This is a genomic window from Rahnella sp. ATs2, assembly GCF_051851855.1.
Lineage (GTDB): Bacteria > Pseudomonadota > Gammaproteobacteria > Enterobacterales > Enterobacteriaceae > Rahnella > Rahnella variigena.
Window position 1 is genome coordinate 219179 of sequence record NZ_JBLYPL010000008.1, and the last position, 24942, is coordinate 244120.

The window sequence follows — 24942 nt, forward strand, 5'->3', positions numbered from 1 at the left end:
TATGTTCGTTCCGTTTCTCATTATGTTTCGCGAAGGGCTGGAAGCGGCGCTGATTGTCAGCCTGATCGCCAGCTATTTAAAACGGACGCAACGCGGGCAGTGGCTCGGTGTGGTCTGGATTGGCGTGTTCGTTGCTGCGGCGTTATGTCTGGCGCTGGGGCTGTTCATCAACGCCACCACCGGTGAATTTCCGCAAAAGCAGCAGGAATTATTTGAAGGCATCGTCGCCGTGGTCGCGGTATGCATTCTGACTTACATGGTGTTCTGGATGCGCAAAGTGTCGCGTTCCATCAAGGTGCATCTGGAAGGCGCAATTGATAATGCGCTCAGTTCCGGGCGCGGGCAGGGCTGGGCGCTGGTGGCTATGGTGTTCTTTGCCGTCGCGCGTGAAGGCCTGGAATCGGTGTTTTTCCTGCTGGCGGCTTTCCAGCAAGACGTGGGAATAGCCGCACCCATCGGCGCCATGCTGGGGCTGGGCGCGGCCATCGTGCTGGGTTTCCTCATCTACTACGGCGGTGTGAAACTGCATCTGGCAAAATTTTTCAAATGGACCAGCCTTTTTATCCTCTTCGTTGCGGCCGGTCTGGCGGCAGGTGCGATCCGCGCATTCCACGAAGCGGGATTGTGGAACGGTTTACAGGACATTGCGTTTGATTTGAGCAATACGCTCTCCACGCATTCCCTGTTCGGCACCTTGCTGGAAGGGATGTTTGGTTATCAGGAAGCGCCAAGTGTGAGCGAAGTGCTGGTCTATTTCCTGTACCTGATCCCGGCGCTGTTCTTCTTTTTCATGCCTCAGGGAAAATCCTCTGTGGCCGCCCCGGCCTCTGCCGGGCAAAAAACACAACGTTGATTTCATTCACTTCTCATCACCTTGCCTTTGCCATGGAGTTGTACATGCCACATTTTCGCCGTAAAGCTTTACAGATTGCACTGCTGTCTCTGCCGGCTTTTGCGCTGAGCGCAAACGTACTGGCAGCAGACGTTCGTCAGGTCAAAATTACTGTGAATGATAAACAGTGTGAACCGATGGCCCTGAGCGTCCCGGCCGGTAAAACACAGTTTGTTATCCACAACGACAGCCAGAAGAACCTGGAATGGGAAATTCTGAAAGGCGTGATGGTGGTGGAAGAGCGTGAAAACGTCGCGCCGGGCTTCACTCAGAAAATGACCGCCAATCTGGAGCCGGGCGAATATGACATGACCTGTGGCCTGCTGAGCAATCCAAAGGGCAAACTGACCGTGACCGCAGAAGGCGCGGCGGCTTCCGCTAAACCGGACGCGATGGCGCTGGTCGGGCCGATTGCAGAATATAAAGTGTATGTGACTCAGCAGGTTGGCGAACTGGTTTCCCACACCAAAGCGTTCACCGATGCTATTAAGAAAGGCGACCTGGCGAAAGCGCAGTCTCTTTACGCATCGACCCGCGTTTACTATGAGCGCATCGAGCCCATCGCGGAATTGTTCTCAGATCTGGACGGCAGCATTGATGCCCGTGAAGACGATTTCGAGAAAAAAGCGGAAGATCCAAACTTCACCGGTTTCCACCGTCTGGAGAAAATCCTCTTCGCAGATAAAACCACTAAAGGCGCGGAGCCTTTTGCTGACAAGCTGTATACCGACACGGTTGATCTGCAAAAACGTATCACTGACCTGACCTTCCCGCCTAGTAAAGTGGTCGGCGGTGCAGCAGGGCTTATCGAAGAAGTGGCAGCCAGCAAAATCAGCGGTGAAGAAGACCGTTACAGCCGCACCGACCTGTGGGATTTCCGCGCTAACCTCGACGGCGCGCAGAAAATCGTAAACCTGCTGCGTCCGCTGCTGGAAAAAGCCGACAAGCCGCTGCTGGATAAAATCGACGCAAACTTCAAAACTGTCGATTCTCTGCTGGATAAATACAAAACCAAAGACGGTTACGAGAACTACGAAAAACTGTCCGATGCCGACCGTAACGCCATGAAAGGCCCGATCACCACGCTGGCTGAAGATCTGGCTAAACTGCGCGGTGTGCTTGGTTTAGATTGATACTCTTAAGCTTCCTCCCCTGCGAAGGGGAGGGTTGGGGTGGGGTATTAAAGTAAAATTCAGCGGCTAAAGTGTGCCTAACCCCCAGTTTTGTTATTAATACCCCCTCCCAACCTCCCCCTTCGCAGGGGGAGGAGCGTTACACCGAGGCATAGCAATGAGCAATAAAAACGATAATAAGTCCGTTAATCAGGACGACGTTTCTTCTTCACGCCGCAGCTTGTTAAAAGGCGTGGGATTGTTAGGCGGGGCATTTGCCCTGGGCGGCGCAGCGACTGCGCAGGCTGAGAAAGCACCCGGAGCAAAAAAAGAGTACACGCCAGGCACCGTTTCCCCCGACGAACGCTGGGGCAAGCAACCGTATTATGGCGAACATCAGGCGGGGATTTTAACGCCGCAGCAGGCCTCGATGATGCTGGTGTCCTTCGATGTGCTGGCCACCAACAAAGCCGATCTGGAGCGTTTATTCCGTCTGCTGGATTCCCGTTTTGCATTTCTGACTACCGGTGGCACCGCGCCGTCACTGGATCCGAAATTCCCGCCGATGGATTCCGGAGTGATGGGCGCTGAAATTTATCCCGATAACCTGACCATGACATTGTCCGTCGGCGAATCACTGTTTGATGAACGCTTCGGACTGGCGCCGCATAAGCCGCTGAAATTAAGCCGCATGACGCGTTTTCCGAATGATTCCCTTGATGCGAAACTGTGTCACGGCGACCTGTCATTGCAAATCTGCGCCAACAACAGCGATACCGTGGTTCACGCATTGCGCGACATCATTAAATACACGCCGGATTTGCTCAGCGTGCGCTGGCGTCGTGACGGCTTTATCTCTTCTCATGCCGCGCGCAGTCAGGGCAAAGAGACGCCGATTAACCTGCTGGGCTTTAAAGACGGCACGGCCAATCCGGATTCCAAAGACAAGCCGCTGATGGATAAAGCCATCTGGGTGACGCCAGATCAGGCAGAGCCAGCCTGGACAACGGGTGGCAGCTATCAGGTGACACGTCTGATCCCGTTCAAAGTGGAATTCTGGGACCGCACGCCGTTGCAGGAACAGCAATCCATTTTTGGTCGCCATAAAGCCACCGGCGCGCCACTGGGCATGGAAAAAGAGCACGATGTGCCCGATTACACCAAAGACCCGGAAGGCAAAGTGATCCCGCTGGACGCGCATATCAGGCTGGCCAATCCGCGAACTAAAGAAACCGAAGACAATCTGATGCTGCGTCGTGGTTACAGCTATTCGCTGGGCGTGACCAATTCCGGCCAGCTGGAAATGGGGCTGATTTTTGTCTGCTACCAGCATGATCTGGAAAAAGGCTTCCTGACGGTGCAAAAGCGCCTGAATGGCGAAGCGCTGGAAGAATATATCCGTCCCAATGGCGGCGGTTTCTTCTTCACGCTGCCGGGCAATAAAGATGAAAGTCACTACCTCGGACAATCTTTGATCGAAGCATAATTGAGCTCCTCCCGCTGCGAAGGGGGAGGAACTCAATCCTGAAATGCTTTTTACGGCTGGTTACGCAATTCACGACCTGTTAATACTCCGCTTAATTCCTGAAAATCTCAGTAATGTCATGATGATAAATCGCGTAAATGATTTATCACGATGCCAGTTCTGAGATTGCTATGACCATCAACCATTCCCGCAGAAAACTGCTGATTTTCGGTATCGGGCTGTCGCTGACGGCGCCGCGGCTTTACGCTGCGCAAAAGGCGGTACGCATTACCATGACGTCGGATGCCAGTCAGATCCACGTTGAATTACCGGCAGCCGATAAGCGTTGTCGCGTGTTTACGCTTAGCGCGCCGGAGCGGGTGGTGATCGACATGCCGGTGACGTCATTCCCGCCAGAACTGGAACATGCGCTGACCGTGGTGCGGCAGAAATTCCCGTGGGTGGCAGAAGGGCGTCTTGCCCATTTCAGCCCGGACGTGGCGCGTATTGTATTGCAGGTGAAGGGTAAACCAGTGATTACGCGCAGTACGGAGAATGGCGTGCTGAAAGTCTCGATCACAGAACAGAATGCCGCGCAGAATTTGCCGCAGACAATCCCCGTCACCACCACCACGCCGCGCGCTGAGAAACCGCTGCTGGTGATGATCGATCCCGGTCACGGCGGTAAGGATCCGGGGGCGATCGGCAATGAAGGCACTTACGAAAAACACGTGGTGTTGCACATCGCCAGACGGTTGCAAACGTTGCTGGATAAACAGTACGGTATTCATGCAGTGCTGACGCGTCAGGACGACGTGTTTATCCCGTTGTATCACCGCGTCAGTCTGGCGCATCAGCACCAGGCGGACCTGTTTATTTCCATCCACGCCGACGGGTTTACTAACGATCAGGTGTCGGGCGCGTCGGTTTTTGCCCTGTCTGAGCATGGCGCAGGCAGCGCGATGGCGCGGTATTTATCGCAAAGTGAAAACAGCGCAGACGTGCTGTACGACAACGATTTTAAGACCGACGATCAATACCTTAAAGAAACACTGTTTGATCTCGACCAGCACGAAACCATTCATCGCAGCATGAATTTTGGCACGCATCTGGCGGCGAATATCGTCAAAGTCCATCACATGCACAGCCCGCATCCGGAGCAGGCAGGTTTTGCGGTTTTAAAATCTCCACGCATTCCCTCGGTGCTGGTGGAGACCTCGTTCATCACCAATAAACAGGAAGAAAAACTGCTCGGCGAACCGGTCTTTCAGGAGAAAATGGCCCGTGCGCTGGCAGATGGCATTAACAGTTACTTCATCAATGAAAAGAAAAACAATCTGCTGAGCTGAGTAAAATTCAGCGTGCTTGCGGAGGATCTGAAAAAGATCCGCGTGATCCTATTGACGCCAGCCACAAACTTTTTTACATTTTGGTAACGCAAATATTTCAGCTGTCATTATACTGAAATTATAAAGTGATAGTTTTTAAGATGTACAAGACAGGTTTTCACAAGGTGTACGGCAGGTGCCGTTAATAACACTGCGGGGAGCGCGAATGGTAAAGTCCATGTTTGGGCTGGTGAACGAAAATAACATGCTTCACTGCCTGACTCGTTGTTGTCGCTTAAATGCAAACGAGGGCAAGGCCACCGTATCTCCAATATTGACGTCATCATTTTCAGTTTATTCCTGCCGCTTTTTACAACAATCATCATCCACGCAACCTCAACCCTGTTCTTTAAATGACCCCTCAATTGTTGATAAAAATGATGTGAATATCACTGGCTTTTATCCTGGATATCTCATTTTATGGGTCAGCGGTTTGTCATTATTGACGACATTGGCAATGCCTCCTCGTGAACAGAAAACAACCAGGAGATTATTATCCAATCGCTTTGGTTTATTTTCCTCTTCACGTTATTCATTGGCTCTACTTGGTCTAAAAGGAGACCAAAACCTCATTTGTTAGTGAAACATAACCGTGCGGGCATTATGCCTTAGCGTTAAGTGAATCAAACTGTAAGGTGCCACTATGGGAAGACAGAAAGCAGTGATCAAAGCTCGTCGTGAAGCAAAACGTGTTATTCGTAATGATTCACGCAGTCACCGCCAGCGCGAGGAAGAGTCTGTGACGTCACTGGTACAGATGGGCGGTTTGGAATCGATCGGAATGGCTCGCGACAGTCGCGATACTTCCGTCATCGAAGCGCGTACTGAAGCTCAAGGTCATTACTTATCAGCCATAGAGAATAAGCAGTTAATTTTTGCCACCGGCGAAGCGGGCTGCGGCAAAACATTTATCAGCGCTGCGAAAGCGGCAGAGGCATTAATTCATAAAGAAATCGACAGAATTATAGTGACACGTCCGGTATTGCAGGCCGATGAAGATCTCGGTTTCTTACCCGGCGATATTTCTGAGAAGTTCGCGCCTTATTTCCGTCCGGTTTACGACATCTTATTACGTCGACTGGGTTCATCATTCCTGCAATATTGCTTGCGACCGGAAATAGGCAAAGTTGAAATTGCGCCATTCGCTTATATGCGCGGGCGAACTTTTGAAAATGCAGTGGTTATTCTGGATGAAGCCCAGAATGTCACGGCCAGTCAGATGAAAATGTTCCTGACCCGTCTCGGTGAAAACGTGACGGTGATCGTTAACGGTGATATTACCCAGTGCGATTTACCACGCGGCGTAGTATCGGGTCTCAGCGATGCAATGTCCCGCTTCGAAGAAGACGAGATGGTTGGCATCATTCAGTTTGGCAAAGAGGATTGCGTGCGTTCAGAACTGTGTAAACATACGCTGCACGCGTACTCTTAATTCCTCCCATGTTTCAGTAAAAAGCCCGGCGACTGGACTGTCCGGGCTTTCATCTCTTCAAATCACCAGCAACCCGTATTTACAGCACTTTTTCCAGAAACCTGCGGGTACGCGCATGGCGTGGACGGTCGAGCACCTGCGCCGCGCTGCCGGTTTCCACCACTGCACCATCCACCATAAACACCACCTGATCGGCCACCTGACGCGCAAAGCCTATTTCATGCGTCACTACCACCAGCGTGACGCCTGACTGCGCCAGTTTCCTGATCACGTCCAGCACCTCGCCGACCAGTTCGGGATCCAGCGCTGATGTGGGTTCATCAAATAACATCACTTTCGGATTGAGTGCCAGCGCGCGGGCAATGGCGATGCGTTGTTGCTGTCCGCCTGACAGATGTCGGGGCCATGCCAGCGCTTTTTCACGCAGGCCGACGGTGTCGAGTAATTCATATGCGCGGGCGATGGCCTGTTTGCGGCTTAGCAATCCGTGAACCACCGGCGCTTCGATAATGTTATCCAGCACGGTCATGTGCGGGAATAAATTGAAATTCTGGAACACATACCCGACGTGAGTACGTTGCTTGAGAATGGCGCGTTCTTTCAGTTCATACAGCGTGTCGCCTTTGCGCCGGTAACCAATGTAATCGCCATCAATCTGGATAAAACCTTCATCAACCCGTTCCAGATGATTAATGGTGCGCAGCAGGGTGGATTTTCCCGAGCCGGAAGGGCCGAGGATCACCGTCACCGTGCCCGGTTCTATGCTCAGACTGACGTTATCCAGCGCCTTGTGTGCGCCGTAATATTTACTCAAATTGCTGATGTCGATGCGCCCGATGGTTGCGCTGTGCGGTTTAGGCACAAATTGCCGTTCTGCGGGAGCATCTGCCGGGCGGTTAACGAATAAATCAAAGGCTTCGGACATAGGATTTTCCCTTTAATGAGGACGGGCAACGCGCCACTGACGCAGACGCTGCAACGGAGTCGGCGCGACCTGACGAACGGTGCCGCGGGAGAAATAACGTTCGACGTAATACTGCAAAACAGACAGCACGGTGGTGATCAGCAGATACCAGATCGTCGCCACCATCAGCAACGGAATGACCTGCTGCGTGCGGTTGTAAATCACCTGCACGGTATAAAACAGTTCCGGCATCGACAGCACATAAACAATCGACGTGCCTTTCGCCAGGCTGATCACTTCATTAAACCCGGTCGGCAGAATGGAGCGCAGCGCCTGCGGCAAAATAATGCGGAAGGTGCGACGGTAAGCCGGTAATCCCAGCGCGGCGGCGGCTTCATGCTGCCCGTGCTCAACACCTAAAATCCCGCCACGGATAATTTCTGCGGTATAGGCGGACTGCACCAGCGAAAGGCCGAGAACGGCAACCGAAAACTGATCCAGCAAATCCACCGTCGGGGTGCTGAAAAAGGAGATTGTAGTGAACGGAATGCCCAGCGACAGGTTGTCGTACAGATAGGAAAAGTTGTAGAGGATGATTAATACCAGCAACAGCGGCAATGAGCGGAACAGCCAGATATAGCCCCAGGCCAGCGCATTCAGCAGATAAGATTTCGACAGGCGGGCGAGGGCGAGAGCCGTGCCGAAAATGACGCCAAACAGGGTGCCCAGCAGGGTGAGTAACAGCGTCTTGCCCAGACCCGATAAAATCACGGGATCAAAAAACCATTGCCGGAACACGCCCCATTCCCAGCGGGAATTTGTCGCAATCGACTGAATAATCCCGAGCAGAATAAACGCTGAAAAGACGGCACCGGCCAGCCGCCACGGATAACGCGCCGGCACCACTTTCAGCGGGGGATGATTCACAGATGAAGGGGCATTTTCGCTCATAGTCTTTCTCTTTCTGTTTGCTGCTGATTACGACACCGGAACGTCGGCGGTCAGTTTCTTGGTAAACGGCAGACGACCGTCATAAGGAGACCGGGAATAGACTTCCGGATCCAGTCGCGTATCGAACTGCGGCTGATAACCGTGAGATAAGTACAACCCGACCGCTTCCGGCTGGCGGAAACCGGTGGTGAGAAACACCTGCCGGTAACCGTAAGCGGCAGCGCGGCGTTCCAGTTCATGCAAAATTTTCTGTGCCAGCCCCTGACGGCGCAGCGAGCGGTGCGTCCAGATGCGTTTCAGCTCGGCGGTTTCGGCGTCGTACCGCTTATACGCGCCCATCGCAATGGGCGCTCCGTTTCTCAGCAGAACAATAAATGCGCCGTCGGGCCGGGCGAACACGCTGTCATCCTCAGGTTCCTTGCTGGCAAAATAGTCGCCGTAACGTTCACGGTATTCGCCGAATAAACCCTGAATCACCGGCGCAATCAGCGGATCTTCCGCTACGGTCTGGATAAATACGTCTTCGCTCATCGTGGCGTCCTCTGATTAATCGCCCAGTCCAGGCGGGTTAATTTCTGAATGATCGATTTTTTCGACGCTCTCACCCCAGCGGTCCAGCACTTTGATATAAGCCCCGCTGGCAATGGCGCTGTTCAGCGACGCCTGCACGGCATCCACCAGTCCGTTACCTTTTTTCAGCGTCACTGCGATATTGGCGGTTTTCGGCCAGCCGCCCGGCACCGTGCCGACCAGTTTGGTTTTGCCAGTCAGCAGCGCTTTATACGCACCGGTGACGTTAGGCCCGAAAGTGGCATCGGCGCGACCGGACTGGATCGCCAGCGTGGCAGCAGCGTCATCGGTGACATATTGCGGTTTCAGTGCCGGTAATCCCTTAGCCTGATTCTCTTTGTCCCAGGCAAGCAACACGGCTTCCTGATTGGTGCCGGAACCGACGATGATGCGTTTACCGGCGATATCCGGCGCAGAAGTAATGGATGTGATTTTGCTGTCGCTTTTCACGTAAAAGCCCAGCGTGTCCTGACGATAGGTCGCGAAATCAAACTTGGTTTTGCGGTCTTTAGTGACGGTGATGTTGTAGATGGCAGCGTCATATTTCCCCGACGTCACACCCAGCGGCCAGTCTTCCCATGAAGCCGGCACCACTTTGAGTTTCAGGCCTAAACCGTCCGCCACCAGACGGGCGATATCGGCTTCGCTGCCGATCACAGTTTTGTTATCGCGGGCATACAGCCCGAACGGCGGGGCGCTCCCAAGAACCGCCAGTGCCACGGTCAGCGTGCCCGGTTCGACAAACTTAAAGTTCGCCGGGATTTTTGCCACGGCTTCCGGGCTTTTCGGCGTATTAATGGGGGTTTCATTCGCCACCAGATCAATACCTGGCGCGGCGTATGCCGCTGATGAAAAACTTAATATTGCCGCGATGGCGGTAGCTGTGATGGTTGCGCTATGTTTCATCATTATTATTTTTACCCTGCATTCTTATTTTAAGAGGTGATGACCGTGAGGTGACGCTTTCACTATTCCCGAGTGTTACAGGGATGTAAAACAACAAAATTAAATAATCAAATAGCTAAAATAGAAATGCCATACGCAAAGGGCTTCGACGAAACATAAGAGATAAAGGCCAGCAACATTATTGATACCTTTTGGAGTGAGTTTTTCTAAAAAGAAAAAATAAAGAGGCACATGTTATTTTTGAGATTCACCTTAAAATATTCACATTTATCGGTGTGTGAGAATCCCCTGAAGCACGTAGAATAAACTTTCATTCGGAAGTGATTTTTTAGTTTTCTTGTTTTATTTATAAGGATATATCCCATGAGCGATGCCCAAAAAAGTCCAATCGTACGACGTAAATCAACATTACTTTATGTGGGCAAAGTGCCTGTTGGCGGAGATTCGCCAATAACGGTACAGTCAATGACGAATACCAATACGAACGACGTGAATGCCACGGTGAGTCAGATTAATGCTCTTGAAAAAGCAGGCGCAGACATTGTTCGTGTATCAGTCCCAACTATGGATGCGGCGGAAGCATTCAGAATGATTAAGGAACAGGTGAATGTTCCCCTGATCGCAGATATTCATTTTGATTATCGGATAGCGTTGCAGGTTGCAAAATACGGTGCTGATTGCCTGAGAATAAATCCCGGTAATATTGGTAATGAAGCCCGTATTCGCTCGGTCGTTGACTGCGCACGTGACAAAAATATTCCCATTCGTATCGGCATCAATGGCGGTTCACTGGAAAAAGATATTCAGGAAAAGTATGGCGAACCCACACCGGAAGCCTTGCTGGAATCTGCGATGCGTCACGTAGATATTCTGGATCGTCTGAATTTTGATATGTTTAAAATCAGTGTAAAAGCGTCAGATGTTTTTCTGGCGGTACAGTCATACCGTTTGCTGGCGGCACAAATTGTGCAACCTCTGCATCTGGGGATCACTGAAGCAGGCGGATTGCGCAGTGGTTCGGTAAAATCGGCGATTGGACTTGGTATGCTGCTGTCAGAAGGGATTGGCGATACTCTGCGTGTCTCTCTCGCCGCTGACCCTGTCGAAGAAGTGAAGGTAGGATTCGATATTTTAAAATCCCTGCGTATTCGCTCCCGTGGTATTAATTTCATTGCCTGTCCTACCTGTTCCCGGCAGGAATTTGATGTGATTAAGACAGTAAATGAACTGGAACAACGCCTGGAAGATATTACCCTGCCGATGGATGTGTCAATTATTGGGTGTGTCGTGAATGGTCCGGGTGAAGCATTGGTATCAACCTTAGGCGTTGCCGGAGGTCATAATAAAAGCAGTTTTTATGAAGCAGGCGTACGTCAGAAAGAACGTTTTGACAACGATAAAATAATTGACCAGCTTGAAAGTAAAATACGTGCCAAAGTCGCGATGATGAATCATAAAAATAATATTGATATGGTGAATGGATAATCCCAATAAAATTCGCAATGTTAATATTTAGATAACAATTATTTTACCGACGGGCAGTCCTGTTACTGACAAATTTATAAATATTACAGATTTCATTTAAGCCTTTCTCTTAAGTCAAAGAGGTAAACGCCCGGAATAGGCGGGCGTATCTTCGCCAATATACGAACAGACTTTATTTTTCCCTGGTTAATTCATCCAGTGCTTTTTCAGCCAGTTGCTGGAAATATTCTGCCGCCGGATAAATAGCCGATTCGTCGGGATTAAATTGCGGATGATGCAAACCGAAATCACTGGCCGAGCCGATGCTGACAAACGCACCCGGTACGTGATGCAGGTAAAACGCAAAATCCTCACCGCCCATTTGTGCCTGCGCGACTTCGGTTTTATAGCCAAATTCATCCGCTGCTTTCAGGCTGAACTCGGCCCAGCGCGGCGTATTGACTACTGCCGGTGGCCCGCCAAACCAGTGCAATTCGGCTTTTGCGCCCAGCGCGTCTGCGACACCCGCGATGACTTTGCGGATGCGCTGCGGAATTTGCTCACGGATTTCGCTGTTGTGCGTGCGAACCGTGCCTTCGAGTTCTACGGTTTGTGGTAACACGTTCCAGGTATTGCCGCCTTCAATGCGGGTGACGCTGACCACTGCGGCTTCCTGCGCGCTGACATTGCGGCTGACCACCGTTTGCAATGCGGTCACGATGTGGCTGGCGGTGACGATACTGTCGACGCCTTCTTCCGGATGCGCGGCGTGCGCGCCTTTGCCGGTCACGGTTATCTGGAAGCGGTCAACATTGGCGTAGAACGCGCCGCCCTTGGTGGAGAAGGTGCCGACCGGCAATTCCGGCGCATTGTGCAGACCGAAAATAGCATCCACATTTTCCAGCGCACCGGCTTTAATCAGCTGCGACGCGCCGCCGAACCGTTCTTCCGCTGGCTGGAAAAACAACCGCACGCGGCCCGGCAGCTGGTCTTCACGTGCTTTAAGCAGATGGGCAGCACCCAGAATAACCGAGGTATGGAAATCGTGTCCGCAGGCGTGCATCACGCCGGGTTGTTGCGAACTGAACGGCACGCCGGACGTTTCTTCAATCGGCAGGGCATCAATGTCACCGCGAAGCGCCACCACCGGACCGTGTTCAGGTCCAATTTCCGCCACCACGCCGGTTTTCAACCCGAGGGATAAAATGCGGATCCCGGCTGCATTCAGCCATTGGGTGATTTTTTGCGTGGTAACAAACTCCTGATTGGATAATTCCGGATGCTGATGTAATTCACGGCGCCAGGCGATGAGTTGTTCTTCTAATCCTGATGGATTGTCTGCTGCGATGTTTTTCGTGTCTTCGGCAAGTGAAATGCTCATGGCGAAATAACCTTATTGTCTGAAAATGATTGTTACCCAAATGTAGCGGTTCATTTCATGCTAGCCAGAGCGAGGGAAATAACTAAATACTCAGTCGCTATAATTTATAGTCATTTTGCACACACGATTGCATAGCAAATTACTGACTATAGAAACGTGTTTTTATTATTTAGCTTTGGTCGTATTTCATGGAACTCTTTTTGTCACAATGAATAAAAGGGATGCCCAGGTGAATTACCGACTGAGTTTATTAGATCAAAGCCCGATCAACGACGGGCAGACAGCGGCGCAGGCACTGGAAGCGACGCTCACTTTCGCGCAAAAAGCCGAAGCGCTGGGTTATCACCGCCTGTGGGTTTCTGAGCATCACGACACCGAAAGGCTGGCAGGCAGCTCGCCGGAAGTGCTGATTGCCTGGCTGCTGGCGCGTACATCCCGGCTGCGGATCGGTTCAGGCGGCGTGATGCTGCAACATTACAGCCCGTATAAAGTGGCCGAGAATTTCCATTTGCTGGCCTCGCTGGCGCCGGATCGCGTAGATATCGGCATCGGCAAAGCGCCCGGCGGATTGCCGCTTTCTACCAAAGCCCTGCGCGGTCATACACCGGCAGATTCCGCGCCCGGATTTCCCGCGCAGTTACAGCAACTGACGCATTATCTGACTCATCTTGATGACCATCTGGCTGGCACGGAAGCCCGTGCGTTGCCGCGTCCGCCCGTCAGTCCGCAGCGATTTCTGCTGGGTGCCAGCCCGGAAAGCGCGCGGCTGGCCGCATCGCTCGGCTGGAATTTTGTGTTCGCCGGTTTTATCAATACCTCGGAACAGGTGATGACGGAATCCGTGCTGGCCTTTCACGAATATTCTGCCGGACAAGGGCAGGCGCTGGTCAGTCTGGCGGTGCTGGCAGCAGAAACCCGCGAACGGGCGGAAGCGCTGGTGGCTGAGCAACATAATTTTCGGGTCACGGTGGGCGACCGGCACGTCACGGTGGGCACCCGCGAACAGGCGGAGGCCTTTGTGCAACAGGCGGGCGCAACGCACTACCAGATTGAGCAACAGAAGCTCAGCGTGTTGCACGGCACGCCCGGCGATATCCATCAGCAACTGCGCGATATTCAGCGCCGTCTTTGCGTGAATGAATTTGTGATCCACACCCCACTGACAGATGCCGCGGTGCGTCTGAAGTCCATCGAATTGCTGGCGGGCCAGCATTAAGGAGTTTTCATGAGCCATTCAAGTCATTCAGGCAATTCAAAAAGTATAAAGCTGGGTCTGATGCTGCACGGTGCGGGCGGACATATGAATTCGTGGCGACATGAAAAAGCGCCTGCCGATGCCAGTGTGAATTTTCCGTACTTCCGTGATTTAGCCTTGCGCGCTGAAGCCGCCGGATTTGATTTTCTGTTTGTCGCCGACGGTCTGCACATCAACGAAAAATCGCTGCCGCACTTTCTGAACCGTTTCGAGCCGGTGGCACTGCTTTCTGCACTGGCATCAGCCACGCACAGCATTGGTCTGGCAGGCACCATTTCAACGTCTTACAGCGACCCGTTCACCGTGGCGCGTCAGCTGGCGTCCATCGACAATATCAGTCAGGGACGTGCGGGCTGGAATGTGGTGACATCACCGCTGGCCGGTTCCGCAAAAAATTTCGGCAAAGATCATCCTGAACACGCGCTGCGTTATCAGATTGCGGAAGAATATATCAATGTGGTGCAGGGGTTGTGGGATTCGTGGGAAGACGGCGCGTTTGTGCGTGACCGTGAAAGCGGCGTGTTTTTTGATGCGGCGAAGCTGCACAAACTGAATCATCAGGGACAGTTCTTCTCGGTGGAAGGGCCGCTGAATATTCAGCGCTCGCCACAGGGACAGCCTTTGATTTTCCAGGCCGGTGCGTCTGATGCCGGTATCGCGCTGGCAGGCAAATCTGCCGATGCGGTATTCACTAACGCCCGCACGCTGGAAGAAGCGCAGGAATACGCCGCGAAATTGCAGGTGCAGGTCGCGAAAAATGGTCGTCATCCGGTCGGGATTTTCCCCGGCATCAGCCCGATAGTCGGTAAAACCGAAGAAGAGGCCGAGGCAAAATATCAGTATCTGCTTTCCCTGCTTTCGCTCGATGACGCGCTGGCGTATCTCGGGCGCTTCTTCGACCATCATGATTTCAGCCAGTATCCGCCGGACGGTCCGTTCCCGGAACTGGGTGATTTAGGACAAAACACCTTCCGTTCGACCACTGACAGCATCAAGAAACTGGCGCGGGAAGAGAACCTCACGCTGCGTGAAATCGCCTATCAGACCACGCTGCCGCGCGGTGAATTCTTCGGTACGCCGGAACAGGTGGCTGACCGCCTGATCCGCTGGGTGGAAGAGGGCGGTGCCAGCGGCTTTATCATCAGCGGACCGGTGCTGACGGAAGCGCTGGACGATATCACCCGGCTGGTTCTGCCGGTGCTGGCGGCGCGGGGTTACTGGCATCCGTCAGAGGCGCAAACCCTGCGCGAGCGGCTGGACATTCCGTTTAAAATCAACCGTTACAGCGTGCAGGAAACCCGCCGCGAGACAGTGAACGAAAAATAGTTACAACATACTAATGCTTTTATGTGAGCCCGCTCCGGTAGCCCCGAGCGGGCTTTTTGCTTTGCAGGGGATCGGCGGGGGTTGTCTCACAGAAAAAAGGGGCGTAGGTTTCGACAAAACCATAAGAAATCTTTGAACTGATAAAGGAAATGAAATGAAAGCATTGGTTCTCGAACAACAAGACAAAGCCACTCTGGCCGAAGTGAAAGACATCGCTCTGCCGGAAATGGCCGCGGGCGACGTGCTGGTGGATATCAGCTGGTCAGGGCTCAATTACAAAGATGCGCTGGCGATCACCGGCAAAGGCAAAATCATCCGCCAGTTCCCGATGGTGCCGGGCATTGATTTCACCGGCCATGTAAAACGCAGTAACGATCCACGATATTCGGCGGGACAAGCGGTGATCCTCACCGGCTGGGGCGTGGGCGAAAACCACTGGGGCGGACTGGCAGAACAGGCCTGCGTCAAAGGTGACTGGCTGGTCGCACTGCCGGAAACGCTGCCTGCACGCAATGCAATGATCATCGGCACCGCCGGTTTCACCGCCATGTTATGCGTGATGGCGCTTGAAGACGCAGGCGTGACGCCGGAAAGCGGCACCGTGCTGGTGACCGGTGCCAGCGGTGGCGTCGGCAGTACCGCCGTGGCACTGCTGCATACCCTCGGTTACACTGTCACGGCCGTGACCGGACGTGGATCCACGCATGATTACCTGCGCAAACTGGGTGCCAGCGAAATTCTGTCCCGCGATGATTTCGCCGAAACCCGTCCGCTGGAAAAACAGCTGTGGGCCGGTGCCATCGATACTGTAGGTGACAAAGTGCTGGCTAAAGTGCTGGCACAAACCAATTACGGCGGCTGCGTGGCGGCCTGCGGTCTGGCGGGGGGCTTTGGTCTTCCAACCACTGTGATGCCGTTTATTCTGCGTAACGTGCGTTTACAGGGCGTGGATTCCGTTTCTGTGCCCGCTGAACACCGTGCGGCAGTGTGGGAACGTCTGGCGAGTACGCTGCCGGAAAGCTTCTATCAGCAGGCCGCGACGGAGATTACGCTGGAGCAGGCACCGGCGTATGCCGAAGATTTTCTGAATAATAAAATTCAGGGCAGAACGCTGGTGAAAATCGGCGGTTAACCCTGTTCAGCCCCGGCATTTTCACGATGCCGGGGTGTTTTCCCCGCTCAATTTTCCCGCCGCGCTAAAGAATTTCCTCAAACCAGCCGATAAATACAACGTCCCTTGAGACAAAAAGAGAACGGAATTCCTTATTTTCCGAACGACGCACAGCGCAAACACCGATAAAAACGAATAACGACAGGCATGGGGAAAGTATGGATAATTTTCAGAAAGAAATTGATGAGAGAACTAATCTCACTTCATCAAACCGGTTTGAGCTTTTGCTGTTCCGTCTTGGAACCTCGCCGGAAGACGAACAATCTGAACTCTTTGGTATCAACGTCTTTAAATTGCGCGAAATCGTGCCGATGCCGGCATTGACCAAAGCCGCAGGCATGTCATCGCCGATGATGGGCATGGCGAATATTCGCGGTGAAATTATCCCGGTGATTGATTTGCCCGCGGTGGTCGGCTGCGTGCCGAAAACCGGGCTGAACATTTTGCTGGTCACGGAATATGCCCGCAGCACGCAGGCGTTTGCTGTGGAATCCGTGGACGATATCGTGCGTCTCGAATGGAGTCAGGTGCTGGCTGCCGAATCCGGCGTCAAGAGCCGCAACATCACCAGTATCGCGCGTCTGGATAGCGATAAATCCAGCACCCGTCTGGCGCTGGTACTCGACGTTGAGCAGATCCTGCATGACATCATTCCGAACAGCAATATCGACATGGACAAGAAGAAAACCAGCGCGTTCAAACTGAAACCGGGCACGGTGGCGATTGTCGCGGAAGACTCGAAAGTCGCACGTCAGATGCTGGAAAAAGGCCTGAACATGATGGAGATCCCGGCACAGATGCACGTGACCGGTCTCGAGGCCTGGAATAAAATCCGCAAACTGGCGGAAGAATGCAAAGCAGAAGGGCTGCCAATCGCCGATAAAATTTCCTTCGTTCTTACCGATCTGGAAATGCCGGAAATGGACGGTTTTACGCTGACGCTCAATATCAAGCGTGACGAGTTCCTGAAAAATATTCCGGTGATCATCCACTCCTCATTATCCGGCAGCGCCAACGAAGATCACGTGCGCAAAGTCGGTGCCGACGGCTACGTGGCTAAATTCGAAATTAACGAGCTGGAAGCGGCGATCCATAAAGCGCTGGATGCGAAGAAGATTGCGCACGTTTGATTTTATGAAAAATTGATTTATAAAAACCCCGCCTTTTTTTGTGCGGGGTTTTTATTATTGACTTAATTCAGCGCAAACATTTGCCATGCACCTTTAATATTCTTCAGTTCAATATTACTGATCAGACAGTGGTTAGGGCTATTTGGCAGCGGATCGGTGGAGACGGTGGCATTTTTATTCACCAGTGTGGATGCGTTTGTTCCACCAGCCTGTTTCAGGCCGACCGGATGACCGGGATCTGTGGCAATTAAGGCTTCGACTTTGGCCTTATCAACGCCGGAAACGGTTTTCGTACAGAGTGCTGAAACGTTTTGTAATCTACCCGGATAACCATCCTGAGTGGCGTAATTCGCATCCGTATTGGCGGCACCGTAACGGACAACCAGCGCGCCTTTTGGCACATCATTCACTTTCGCAAAACCTTGTGCGGATACCAACATACCTGCGGCAATAACGAACATATATTTGTGTTTCATCAGAACCTCGATAACAGAGTGTTTTTGTGATGACGATGCAGAATGTCTGCATTGTCATTTCTCATAAAATGGATACAGACAGATTACAAAACTGAATATTCTCTGAACGTTAAACGTTAGGTAACAGGGTTACCGTCGTGAGTTTTACGTCAGCTTTTTCGCATAGGCATGACTCCTGAGCAGGTTGTTATTAACCGGATTTTTGAATGTCTTTATTTACCGGCGTTTATATCGGATAAATTCACGGAACATAAATAATCTCAAAAGTTGAGGTTTGGTTATTAAGGTCCGTTTTACTGCCGTCGACGTAGCGGATTTGCAAATCGTATTTATAAACCGTCTTTTTATCCGGATGAAGAATGAGGTCAATAACCGGGACTTTCACCGTGACGTCATGGTCCGGACTGGCTTCATTTAACTCAAAGGTCTGGTTGCTGATATTGACCAGCATACGGGCGATAGGTCGGGGTCCGGATGAACTGTAAGCTTTCGGATCACTTTTAAAGGTCAGCGTATTGGAGATATCTACCGGTGCCGACTGGGTAATAAAATCGAGCGGTTTATCTTTGTATTTGTCGTCTAACGCAATTTTCATCGGCAGTTTGTCAGGATTAAATCCCGTGAACTGAACCTCTACTTCCCCTTTGAGTAACAGGCTTTGCTGAGATTTAGAAAACAACGCGTCCCAGATCGTCACAAACTGACTGACGGGCAGGGTGAATGAATCGGCAATCCCGCTTTGCAGGTTGATCAGCGCATTTTTCTCCTCCGTCTTGCCTGCGGGCAGTTCAAGCTGCAACGCCAGTGTATCGGCGTTGGCAAACGGCACCAGTTTGCCGTCTGACTGTTTTTGCAAAAACTGGTCCCTGGCATTGGCGATGCGATCCTGATTAACCTTCGGCAGTAAAAAATAATCCAGCGACACGGTAACCTGATCCAGGCTGGTGGCGTTTTCCGGTGCTGAGAAAGAAAACGACAGCATGGGTTTAAGGTCAGTGCCAAGCCCCACCTCGAAGGTATCGGGCAGATAGTACAGGTAACTTTTCAGGACATAATCCTGATAATAGTTGTACGCCACGTTGTGATAAACCAGCGGCAGGAGCGTCAGTTGCAAGCGCGCGGGCGGCGGCAGAATACCCTGATAAATATACGGATAGTAGTTTTGTGCAAAGTAGAAAACTTTAGGGTCGGTAATGGTATTGATAATGCTGTGATCGGTGGTGATGGCAATCACCAGCGTGGTCTGCGCATCAAAATCCGACAGGGCGCGCAACAGGGCATCACGTTGTGATAACTCATTCAGCTCCAGTTCTGCCTCATAGGTATTGTCCGTTCCGGCCTTAAGCACTTTATCGAAGATCATCTCTTCGGGATTACCGAAGGTGCTGTAGCTCAGCACAACGTAGGGGATTTGAGGTACCTGGCGACTCAGCGTGAAATTCAGCATCATCTTCCAGCTTGTGCCGTCGGTGCTGGTGGCAATCTCGTAGCGTGTTTCTCCTGAAACGACTTCTGTGCAGACTTTGGCGGCCAGATCGTCTGCCTGCACGGCCTGTACCGCCCGGTAGCGTAAGTGCTTTTCGCTGATATCCGGAAATTGTTCGCGGGCGTTTTGCAGGATAATTTGGTTCAGCGTCACCAGGTTATTAAGAAATATATTCATCTTTTTCCTCAGCATATTCGGTTTGAGCCAGCGATCTGAAGTGGTTCAGATTGGGTGACGTCCACAGGTATCGCCCGTCGTGCCGGCGGTAAAGCGGGCTTTCCGGCTGACCGGCAGGTAATTGCCAGCGGGCCAGTGCATTGATCACCGGCGTGAGCTGCGGAACGCCGGCTTGTCTGGCGTAGATCAAGGTGGCGTGCCATTCGCCGGGATGGGCGTAATAAGGCGTCAGCAAACTGAGCCTGTCGAAGTCATCACCGCTCCATTGCACCGCCTGACGCAGCATGTTGACAATGCGCGTGCAGGCAGGCGGCATGACACCGCCGTCGTCCGCCAACGTATGCAGCAAAATCAGCGCATTAGTGTTAACGCAGCAATCAAGCTGCCTGATGTCGTTGTCATCCTGCATCCAGGTATAAAAACTCTGACACTCCGCCCACTGGTGCTGTCCGGCCCTCAGACGGGGATCAACCTGTCGCACCTGATAACCGTTCATCTGCGCCAGCGTTTGCCTGACCTGCATCCGCGAGATTCGACCAAACTTATAAAGCAGCTCGGTGATGATGGCCGTGTCATCAATATCGGCGCATATTTTCTGGTTCTTCATCCATTGGGGATGAGCGTCCGGCGGCCAGAAACTGAAGTGAGACGGACGGATTTCGCAGGCAGTTAAAAAATCGAGCGCCTTTTCGATACACGCTGCCGTCTGCGGGGTGTATGCCAGCGTGCGTAATACCTGCGCCGTGACAAACGCATTTTCGTCCTGATGCCAGCGCCCGTCGGGGGTTCTGACATGTGACGCAAAGGCACCGCTGGCGCACTGTTGCGCCAGCAGCGTCTTCAGACCGGGACTGCCGGGTTGCGCGGTGGAAGAGGTCGGTTTTAACGGCAGGACGTTAAAACGCGAATTCTGCGGGCTGAAGGTGCAACTGAGTCCGCTGCGGTGTTGCCTGTCCACCGAAAAACCCACTACGTTGAACTGCACGGGAATTTCTCCGGTCATCACCTGCTGCAATAAAGGCAGGGTGTGATCGTTTTGCCGCAGCAACGCCTGTACGCCGGGAAATACCCGCGAGTTGTCACCAAAGAAACTCGCGGCCATCACAAACAGCGTCACGCTTTCCGGCGCGCCATCCTGACCGCAGGACAGACTAAAACCGTAGGTGGTTGGCGGAAAAGTCTGTCCGTTCAGGGTTTGTGCCAGTGCCTTTTCCAGTAAGGACGTCAGCGCCGGTAACAGGGATCCGCATTCGAAAAAACGCATCACGGAGGCAATATCCGCGTGGGTGATGCGCGCGCTGTGCCACTGAAAATAATACTCACGCGGCGCATCAGCCTGCTGGGGGTAATAGCCGACCATCAGTAATGACAAACCTGCCCGCCGGCAGGCAGCGGCAGAAACCTTTTCCACCGCGCCGGGCAAGCTGACTTGATCCAATGCGTCGCCATGCACTTCCGAATACACCTTGGTTTTCACACCGTCAGGAGAATATTTTCGCCCCAGCCAGGAGCCAAACCGCAACGGCTGCGTGCTGCGGCTTTGTATTTCCTCCATCGCGGCAAAACAGGCTTCAACGTTATCCTGCGGCGAACCGGCAACGATATGCTGCACATGCCGGGAGAAAGCCGCCATCCGGCGGTTTTCGGTAAAGCGCGGCAGAAAAGGATCCAGCGTACAGGCCAGCGCCTGCGGTTTTGAGGTCGCGACCGTGAATTCCAGCGGGCAGCCGTTATAGGCCAGCAGGCTGGTATTGAATGCCGCAGACAAGCCACCGGAGGTCAGCCGCGCCTGACTAAAACGGGCGATCTCCGGTGCCAGCGTTGCCCGCAAATGAGGCGCCGCCCTGCAAAGCGCATCCACCAGGGCGTTCCATGCCACCGGGAGTACGGTATTGAGTTCGGTCATCGTCAGCCGCCTACGCCACAGCCGGAATAACGATGCCAGCCGGGTTCTCACTGCCTTCGAGCGTCGAGGTTTTACCGCCGACCAGGAAGTACGTAATCTTGTAATTAACCAGCCAGGGCTTCTCGGTCAGGCAGCGGTATCTGAAGGTCTGCGGGTCTTTTTTATCCTCGCTGAAGGTGTACTTTTTGCTTTTTTTGCTCTGCTTGTCGTCGAGATAGGTCAGTTCGACGATCACCTGATTACAGTTTTCCCACGAGAACTTCTTGTCGAGTAAAATGGAGATTTCGTTGAATGTCAGCACGGCGGCAGGATCGAGGTTCAGCAAGGTTGAAGCCGATTGCGATTTTGGCTGGTAACTGCTGCTTCCTTCCCAGCCGGAGGTGGCGGCGGATTTGAAGACAAACTCACTCTGGATATCAAACAATTCGTTGACGTTGCTGCTGCGGGAAATGTGTTCGTTCCAGGTGCCGTCATCGGCGGTGAACGCCGGAGCGGTGTAAACCTGTTTGTTGTAGCCGATTTTGAAGGTTGCTGCTTTAATGCCGTATTCATCAAAGCCGTCCGGTCCCAGCACGGTGAAATCAATTTTCTGGAAGAACGGATCGTTGACGTTGACTTCAATAAAGTAGGGCGCCTCTTTTTTGGCGTGCAGGATATCGCTGCCAATAAAATTTTGGGGCACGGCTGACTGGCTGATGGCTTTCGATGAGATGTAGTTAAAGTTCAGTGCTTTGGTTTCTTCGATGCGCACCATTTTTATCTCCAGCGAGCCGCTGGGGAACAGGCCACCTTTACCGCCTTCTTCTCCGTCTTCTTTCTTATCGCTGGCGATCAGAGAATCCAGAATGGAAGAACTGGCGGATTTTGCCTGGGTATTGCTGTCATCGTTAAGGCTGAGCGAGGCAGTGAAGAAGCTTTTGAGGATCTCTTCTTTGACGAACTGTAGCGCCCATTCCTTTTCCTTTTCCGCCTGATCACCCGGCATACTTTCGGTGATTTTGATCACCAGTTTCTGATCCTGCTGCAACTTCTTGATGACGCTGTCAAAACCGAGCCAGAAACTGGCAGGCGTTTCTACCGGGATCGGAATGTTAGCGCCAAATTTAAGATCGAATTCTTTGTAAAGGCTTTCAAATTTGGCTTCCACTTCCACCTTTAAAGCAGGCGTGATGCCGGTAAAACTCAGGTTGTAGGCTACCGCCGCCGGTGCCTGCGCCTGATTAAAGGCGGCTTCCAGAATGACTGCCTGTTCCGGTGTCAGTTTGGCGCTGAAGATGGCGCTGTTCTTGCCAAACAGGCTGGGACTTTGGGCGCTGATCAGCTCGCCATTGGTGCCTTCTGCGCCCAGAACAAAGAAATTCACCGTGCCTTTATCGAAAGGAACCTGAGCCTTGCGGGGGTTCACCGGCTTAACCTTGAGCTTGCTGAGATACTCTTTAAATGCGCTGTCGAGCACATCTTCTTCAATGGACGTATCCACTTCAAAATTGATGTATCCGCCTTGCTGACCGCTGCCGTCACCGGTGTACTTGATCAATGAAAAGACCGGCTTTTTATCATTCTGCGCGATGTGAATGTCACCGGGTAAATACCAGAACTGTGAGTCATCAGAATCATCGGCAAAGAAGGTAATGTTATTGATGGTTTGGGTTCTTTCTCTGAGTAATAACATGGCGTTTCCTTAATTGAGGTTGGCGATATCGATACTGTCTTGAACGGTGGTGGTCTGGATGTGCTCGGGTTTGTCTTTACCTTGTCCCGGCTGGTAAATGAACCAGATATCGAGATCGACGCTGAGTCGTGCAGGGTCGGGCTGATCTGCGCTAAAACACTGAGCGGCGGCGTCGGATTCGGTAAATTTAAAAACTTGTTGCAGGGTGGCGTTGCTGTCAGTTGCCGACCAGGCATAACTGGCCGAGACGATCACTTCCCCGACCTCCTGCCAGTCGAGGGTGGCGGAAAGCATTAACACCCGCTGGTGATACAGGCTGGAGAACAGGGAAACAGTCTGGCTGGTCGGCTCATTCATCTCCGCCGGTATGTGAGGAGAATTGACGGCGCTGCTGTAATCCTTGATGACCTCAAACAGATACAAATCGGGATTGGGCAGCGTGACCGGATAATGCACCGGCGGCGAACCGGCGGTTATCTGAAAACTTTTCGAGACGACGGAGGCAGGCAGCAGCATATGACGACAGCGCAGGGTCACCAGCACGGACTGATACCAGTTCCAGTCAAACTGGCTGGCTGCCGCGATGAGAAAATCATAGCGGGCATAGACTGAATCCAGGTCGAGGTAAATATCGTCCAGTTCGGTGTACAGATTGCCGGAGCTGACTGAATTCACACCGCCGAATGGCTGATTAAAATAGACGGTAAAATCGTACCCGACCGGCCAGAGCATTTTCCCGGTTTTGGGGTCGAGAATGCTCGGTGCCTTGAAATGCTTTGGCTGCACATCGCAGCTGCGAAAAGTAAATTGCTGAATATTTTCGCCATAACGCAGGCGCGCCATTACCAGCTGAACATTGCTGTCCAGTTCGGGCGTCAGTAAGCTGATTTGCACCTTACGGCTGGCAAAGAAATCATCCTGCAGATCACTCTGGCTGATCACCCGACCAGGCTGATAGTCGGTGCCTTTGACCAGTTCACCGAACAACGCCTGCGGATAAAGTGAGCGTTGCACTACTGTGGTTTCGCTCAGCTTGCCGCTTAAACGACGTTGCTCAATGTCTTTAACCGACACCCGTTGCAGGTAAAAACCCGCGCGGGGCTGGGTTTGCGCAGGCACATCGGCAAACACCGGGGTGAAAAATTCACTCAGCAGGATCTGCGTCAGTTCAGCACCCGCCTGGGCGATATGCCCGTCGGGATCGGTTTCCCTGACTTTGATGGTCACCACTTTTTCGCTGATCAGACGCGACGAGGTTTTCTCGATATCGACTGAAAAAACCAGCAGGCTGAAGCCGAACGATTCCTGCAGGAATTCATAAACCTTGTCCCAGCTTGCCTCCAGTTCAAAGCTGGCAGGGGGCAACTGTTGCAGATAATCGATTTTGTAACTGACGGCGACCGGTGTCGCTTCCGGCGTTTCCATCAGCTTCGCCAGCAGGGCGATATCGGTTTGCTCAGACAATCTGGCCAGCAGATAACAATTTTGCTGGTCGTTTAACGCCGTCTTGCTGGTCTGCCCGCTTATAAAGCCGGGAATATCCAGCGTGGCACTGCACGAAATCGCCTGTAACGGTAACAGAATGGCATCGTGCGGGATGTCCGGGCTGGCATCCGCCGCCGCGCGCGCGGCCTCCGGACTGCTGGACAACAGGGTCTGCAATGACAAGGTGGCATAGTAAACGGTGGCCGGTTCGCGGCTGTTCCTGAAGATCTGTAGCTGAACGGCGGGCTGATTGTCGTGCGTCACTTTGATGCACGGCGCAGCGGCGCAGTAAAAATACAGAGCGCTGTCCGGGTCGGCACGGATAAAACAAATGTTTTGCACTACGATCTGGCTGTTCATAGCGACAATCCTGCGTTGCGAAAGTAAAGGCAG

Annotated in this window: 21 protein-coding genes; 11 read left to right on the top strand and 10 right to left on the bottom strand. The window is 52.5% G+C overall.

The window, feature by feature from the left end:
• The first annotated feature begins 1 nt into the window (after position 1).
• The 6 genes from efeU to phoH all read left to right on the top strand — a co-directional run bounded on the left by efeU (position 2) and on the right by phoH (position 6289).
• Positions 2–853 carry an iron uptake transporter permease EfeU gene (gene efeU, locus ACJY2G_RS10740; RefSeq protein WP_279919285.1) on the top strand — a complete coding sequence of 284 codons (852 nt, stop codon included), beginning with the start codon at positions 2–4 and terminating at the stop codon, positions 851–853.
• A 44-nt stretch (positions 854–897) separates the two neighbouring features.
• Positions 898–2025, top strand: coding sequence for an iron uptake system protein EfeO (gene efeO / locus ACJY2G_RS10745; RefSeq protein WP_165353144.1), 1128 nt, complete (start codon positions 898–900; stop codon positions 2023–2025).
• A gap of 157 nt (positions 2026–2182) precedes the next feature.
• Positions 2183–3490, top strand: coding sequence for an iron uptake transporter deferrochelatase/peroxidase subunit (gene efeB / locus ACJY2G_RS10750; RefSeq protein WP_430319688.1), 1308 nt, complete (start codon positions 2183–2185; stop codon positions 3488–3490).
• Positions 3491–3762: 272 nt separating this feature from the next.
• Positions 3763–4818: an N-acetylmuramoyl-L-alanine amidase gene (locus ACJY2G_RS10755; RefSeq protein ID WP_279630528.1), complete on the top strand. Its 1056-nt coding sequence runs from the start codon at positions 3763–3765 to the stop codon at positions 4816–4818.
• 205 nt (positions 4819–5023) lie between these two features.
• On the top strand, positions 5024–5437 hold the full coding sequence (locus tag ACJY2G_RS10760; protein ID WP_120163465.1) for a hypothetical protein: 414 nt from the start codon (positions 5024–5026) through the stop codon (positions 5435–5437).
• 63 nt (positions 5438–5500) lie between these two features.
• Positions 5501–6289 (top strand): phosphate starvation-inducible protein PhoH, encoded by a 789-nt coding sequence (phoH, locus tag ACJY2G_RS10765; RefSeq protein WP_112289210.1) that lies wholly within the window; start codon positions 5501–5503, stop codon positions 6287–6289.
• A gap of 79 nt (positions 6290–6368) precedes the next feature.
• On the opposite strand, the gene ACJY2G_RS10770 is transcribed toward phoH, so the two are convergent.
• From ACJY2G_RS10770 to ACJY2G_RS10785, 4 genes are read right to left on the bottom strand one after another with little or no spacing between them, the layout of a single operon-like run.
• Positions 6369–7214: an amino acid ABC transporter ATP-binding protein gene (locus tag ACJY2G_RS10770; protein ID WP_430319687.1), complete on the bottom strand. Its 846-nt coding sequence runs from the start codon at positions 7212–7214 to the stop codon at positions 6369–6371.
• Positions 7215–7226: 12 nt separating this feature from the next.
• Positions 7227–8144 (bottom strand): amino acid ABC transporter permease, encoded by a 918-nt coding sequence (locus tag ACJY2G_RS10775; protein ID WP_112289211.1) that lies wholly within the window; start codon positions 8142–8144, stop codon positions 7227–7229.
• 27 nt (positions 8145–8171) lie between these two features.
• Positions 8172–8675 carry a GNAT family N-acetyltransferase gene (locus tag ACJY2G_RS10780; RefSeq protein ID WP_430319686.1) on the bottom strand — a complete coding sequence of 168 codons (504 nt, stop codon included), beginning with the start codon at positions 8673–8675 and terminating at the stop codon, positions 8172–8174.
• A gap of 15 nt (positions 8676–8690) precedes the next feature.
• Complete coding sequence (locus ACJY2G_RS10785) at positions 8691–9620, bottom strand: ABC transporter substrate-binding protein (protein WP_430319831.1); 930 nt, start codon at positions 9618–9620, stop codon at positions 8691–8693.
• 363 nt (positions 9621–9983) lie between these two features.
• Between ACJY2G_RS10785 and ispG the strand changes: the two genes are divergently transcribed.
• Positions 9984–11105 carry a flavodoxin-dependent (E)-4-hydroxy-3-methylbut-2-enyl-diphosphate synthase gene (ispG, locus tag ACJY2G_RS10790; RefSeq protein WP_439291705.1) on the top strand — a complete coding sequence of 374 codons (1122 nt, stop codon included), beginning with the start codon at positions 9984–9986 and terminating at the stop codon, positions 11103–11105.
• Between the two features lie 172 nt (positions 11106–11277).
• On the opposite strand, the gene ACJY2G_RS10795 is transcribed toward ispG, so the two are convergent.
• Positions 11278–12465, bottom strand: a complete 1188-nt coding sequence (locus ACJY2G_RS10795; RefSeq protein ID WP_439291706.1) for a M20 peptidase aminoacylase family protein — start codon at positions 12463–12465, stop codon at positions 11278–11280.
• A 229-nt stretch (positions 12466–12694) separates the two neighbouring features.
• Here ACJY2G_RS10795 and ACJY2G_RS10800 point away from each other — a divergent pair, with 229 nt between their 5' ends.
• The 4 genes from ACJY2G_RS10800 to ACJY2G_RS10815 all read left to right on the top strand — a co-directional run bounded on the left by ACJY2G_RS10800 (position 12695) and on the right by ACJY2G_RS10815 (position 17347).
• Positions 12695–13681 (top strand): MsnO8 family LLM class oxidoreductase, encoded by a 987-nt coding sequence (locus ACJY2G_RS10800; RefSeq protein ID WP_439291707.1) that lies wholly within the window; start codon positions 12695–12697, stop codon positions 13679–13681.
• A 9-nt stretch (positions 13682–13690) separates the two neighbouring features.
• Positions 13691–15046 (top strand): LLM class flavin-dependent oxidoreductase, encoded by a 1356-nt coding sequence (locus ACJY2G_RS10805; RefSeq protein WP_439291708.1) that lies wholly within the window; start codon positions 13691–13693, stop codon positions 15044–15046.
• 154 nt (positions 15047–15200) lie between these two features.
• A complete protein-coding gene (acuI, locus tag ACJY2G_RS10810; RefSeq protein ID WP_430319681.1) occupies positions 15201–16178 on the top strand; it encodes an acrylyl-CoA reductase (NADPH) in 978 nt (325 codons plus the stop codon).
• Between the two features lie 197 nt (positions 16179–16375).
• Positions 16376–17347, top strand: a complete 972-nt coding sequence (locus ACJY2G_RS10815; RefSeq protein WP_120163458.1) for a chemotaxis protein — start codon at positions 16376–16378, stop codon at positions 17345–17347.
• 62 nt (positions 17348–17409) lie between these two features.
• On the opposite strand, the gene ACJY2G_RS10820 is transcribed toward ACJY2G_RS10815, so the two are convergent.
• From ACJY2G_RS10820 to ACJY2G_RS10840, 5 genes are all read right to left on the bottom strand, one after another.
• A complete protein-coding gene (locus ACJY2G_RS10820) occupies positions 17410–17823 on the bottom strand; it encodes a hypothetical protein (RefSeq protein ID WP_120163457.1) in 414 nt (137 codons plus the stop codon).
• A gap of 241 nt (positions 17824–18064) precedes the next feature.
• Positions 18065–19486 carry a hypothetical protein gene (locus tag ACJY2G_RS10825; RefSeq protein ID WP_439291709.1) on the bottom strand — a complete coding sequence of 474 codons (1422 nt, stop codon included), beginning with the start codon at positions 19484–19486 and terminating at the stop codon, positions 18065–18067.
• Positions 19470–21392, bottom strand: a complete 1923-nt coding sequence (locus ACJY2G_RS10830) for a hypothetical protein (protein ID WP_439291710.1) — start codon at positions 21390–21392, stop codon at positions 19470–19472. The genes ACJY2G_RS10825 and ACJY2G_RS10830 overlap by 17 nt, the downstream gene beginning before the upstream one ends.
• A 10-nt stretch (positions 21393–21402) precedes the next feature.
• Positions 21403–23064 (bottom strand): hypothetical protein, encoded by a 1662-nt coding sequence (locus ACJY2G_RS10835; protein WP_439291711.1) that lies wholly within the window; start codon positions 23062–23064, stop codon positions 21403–21405.
• A 9-nt stretch (positions 23065–23073) separates the two neighbouring features.
• Entirely contained in the window at positions 23074–24909 is a 1836-nt protein-coding gene (locus tag ACJY2G_RS10840; protein ID WP_439291712.1) for a hypothetical protein, read from the bottom strand.
• Positions 24910–24942 lie beyond the last annotated feature (33 nt).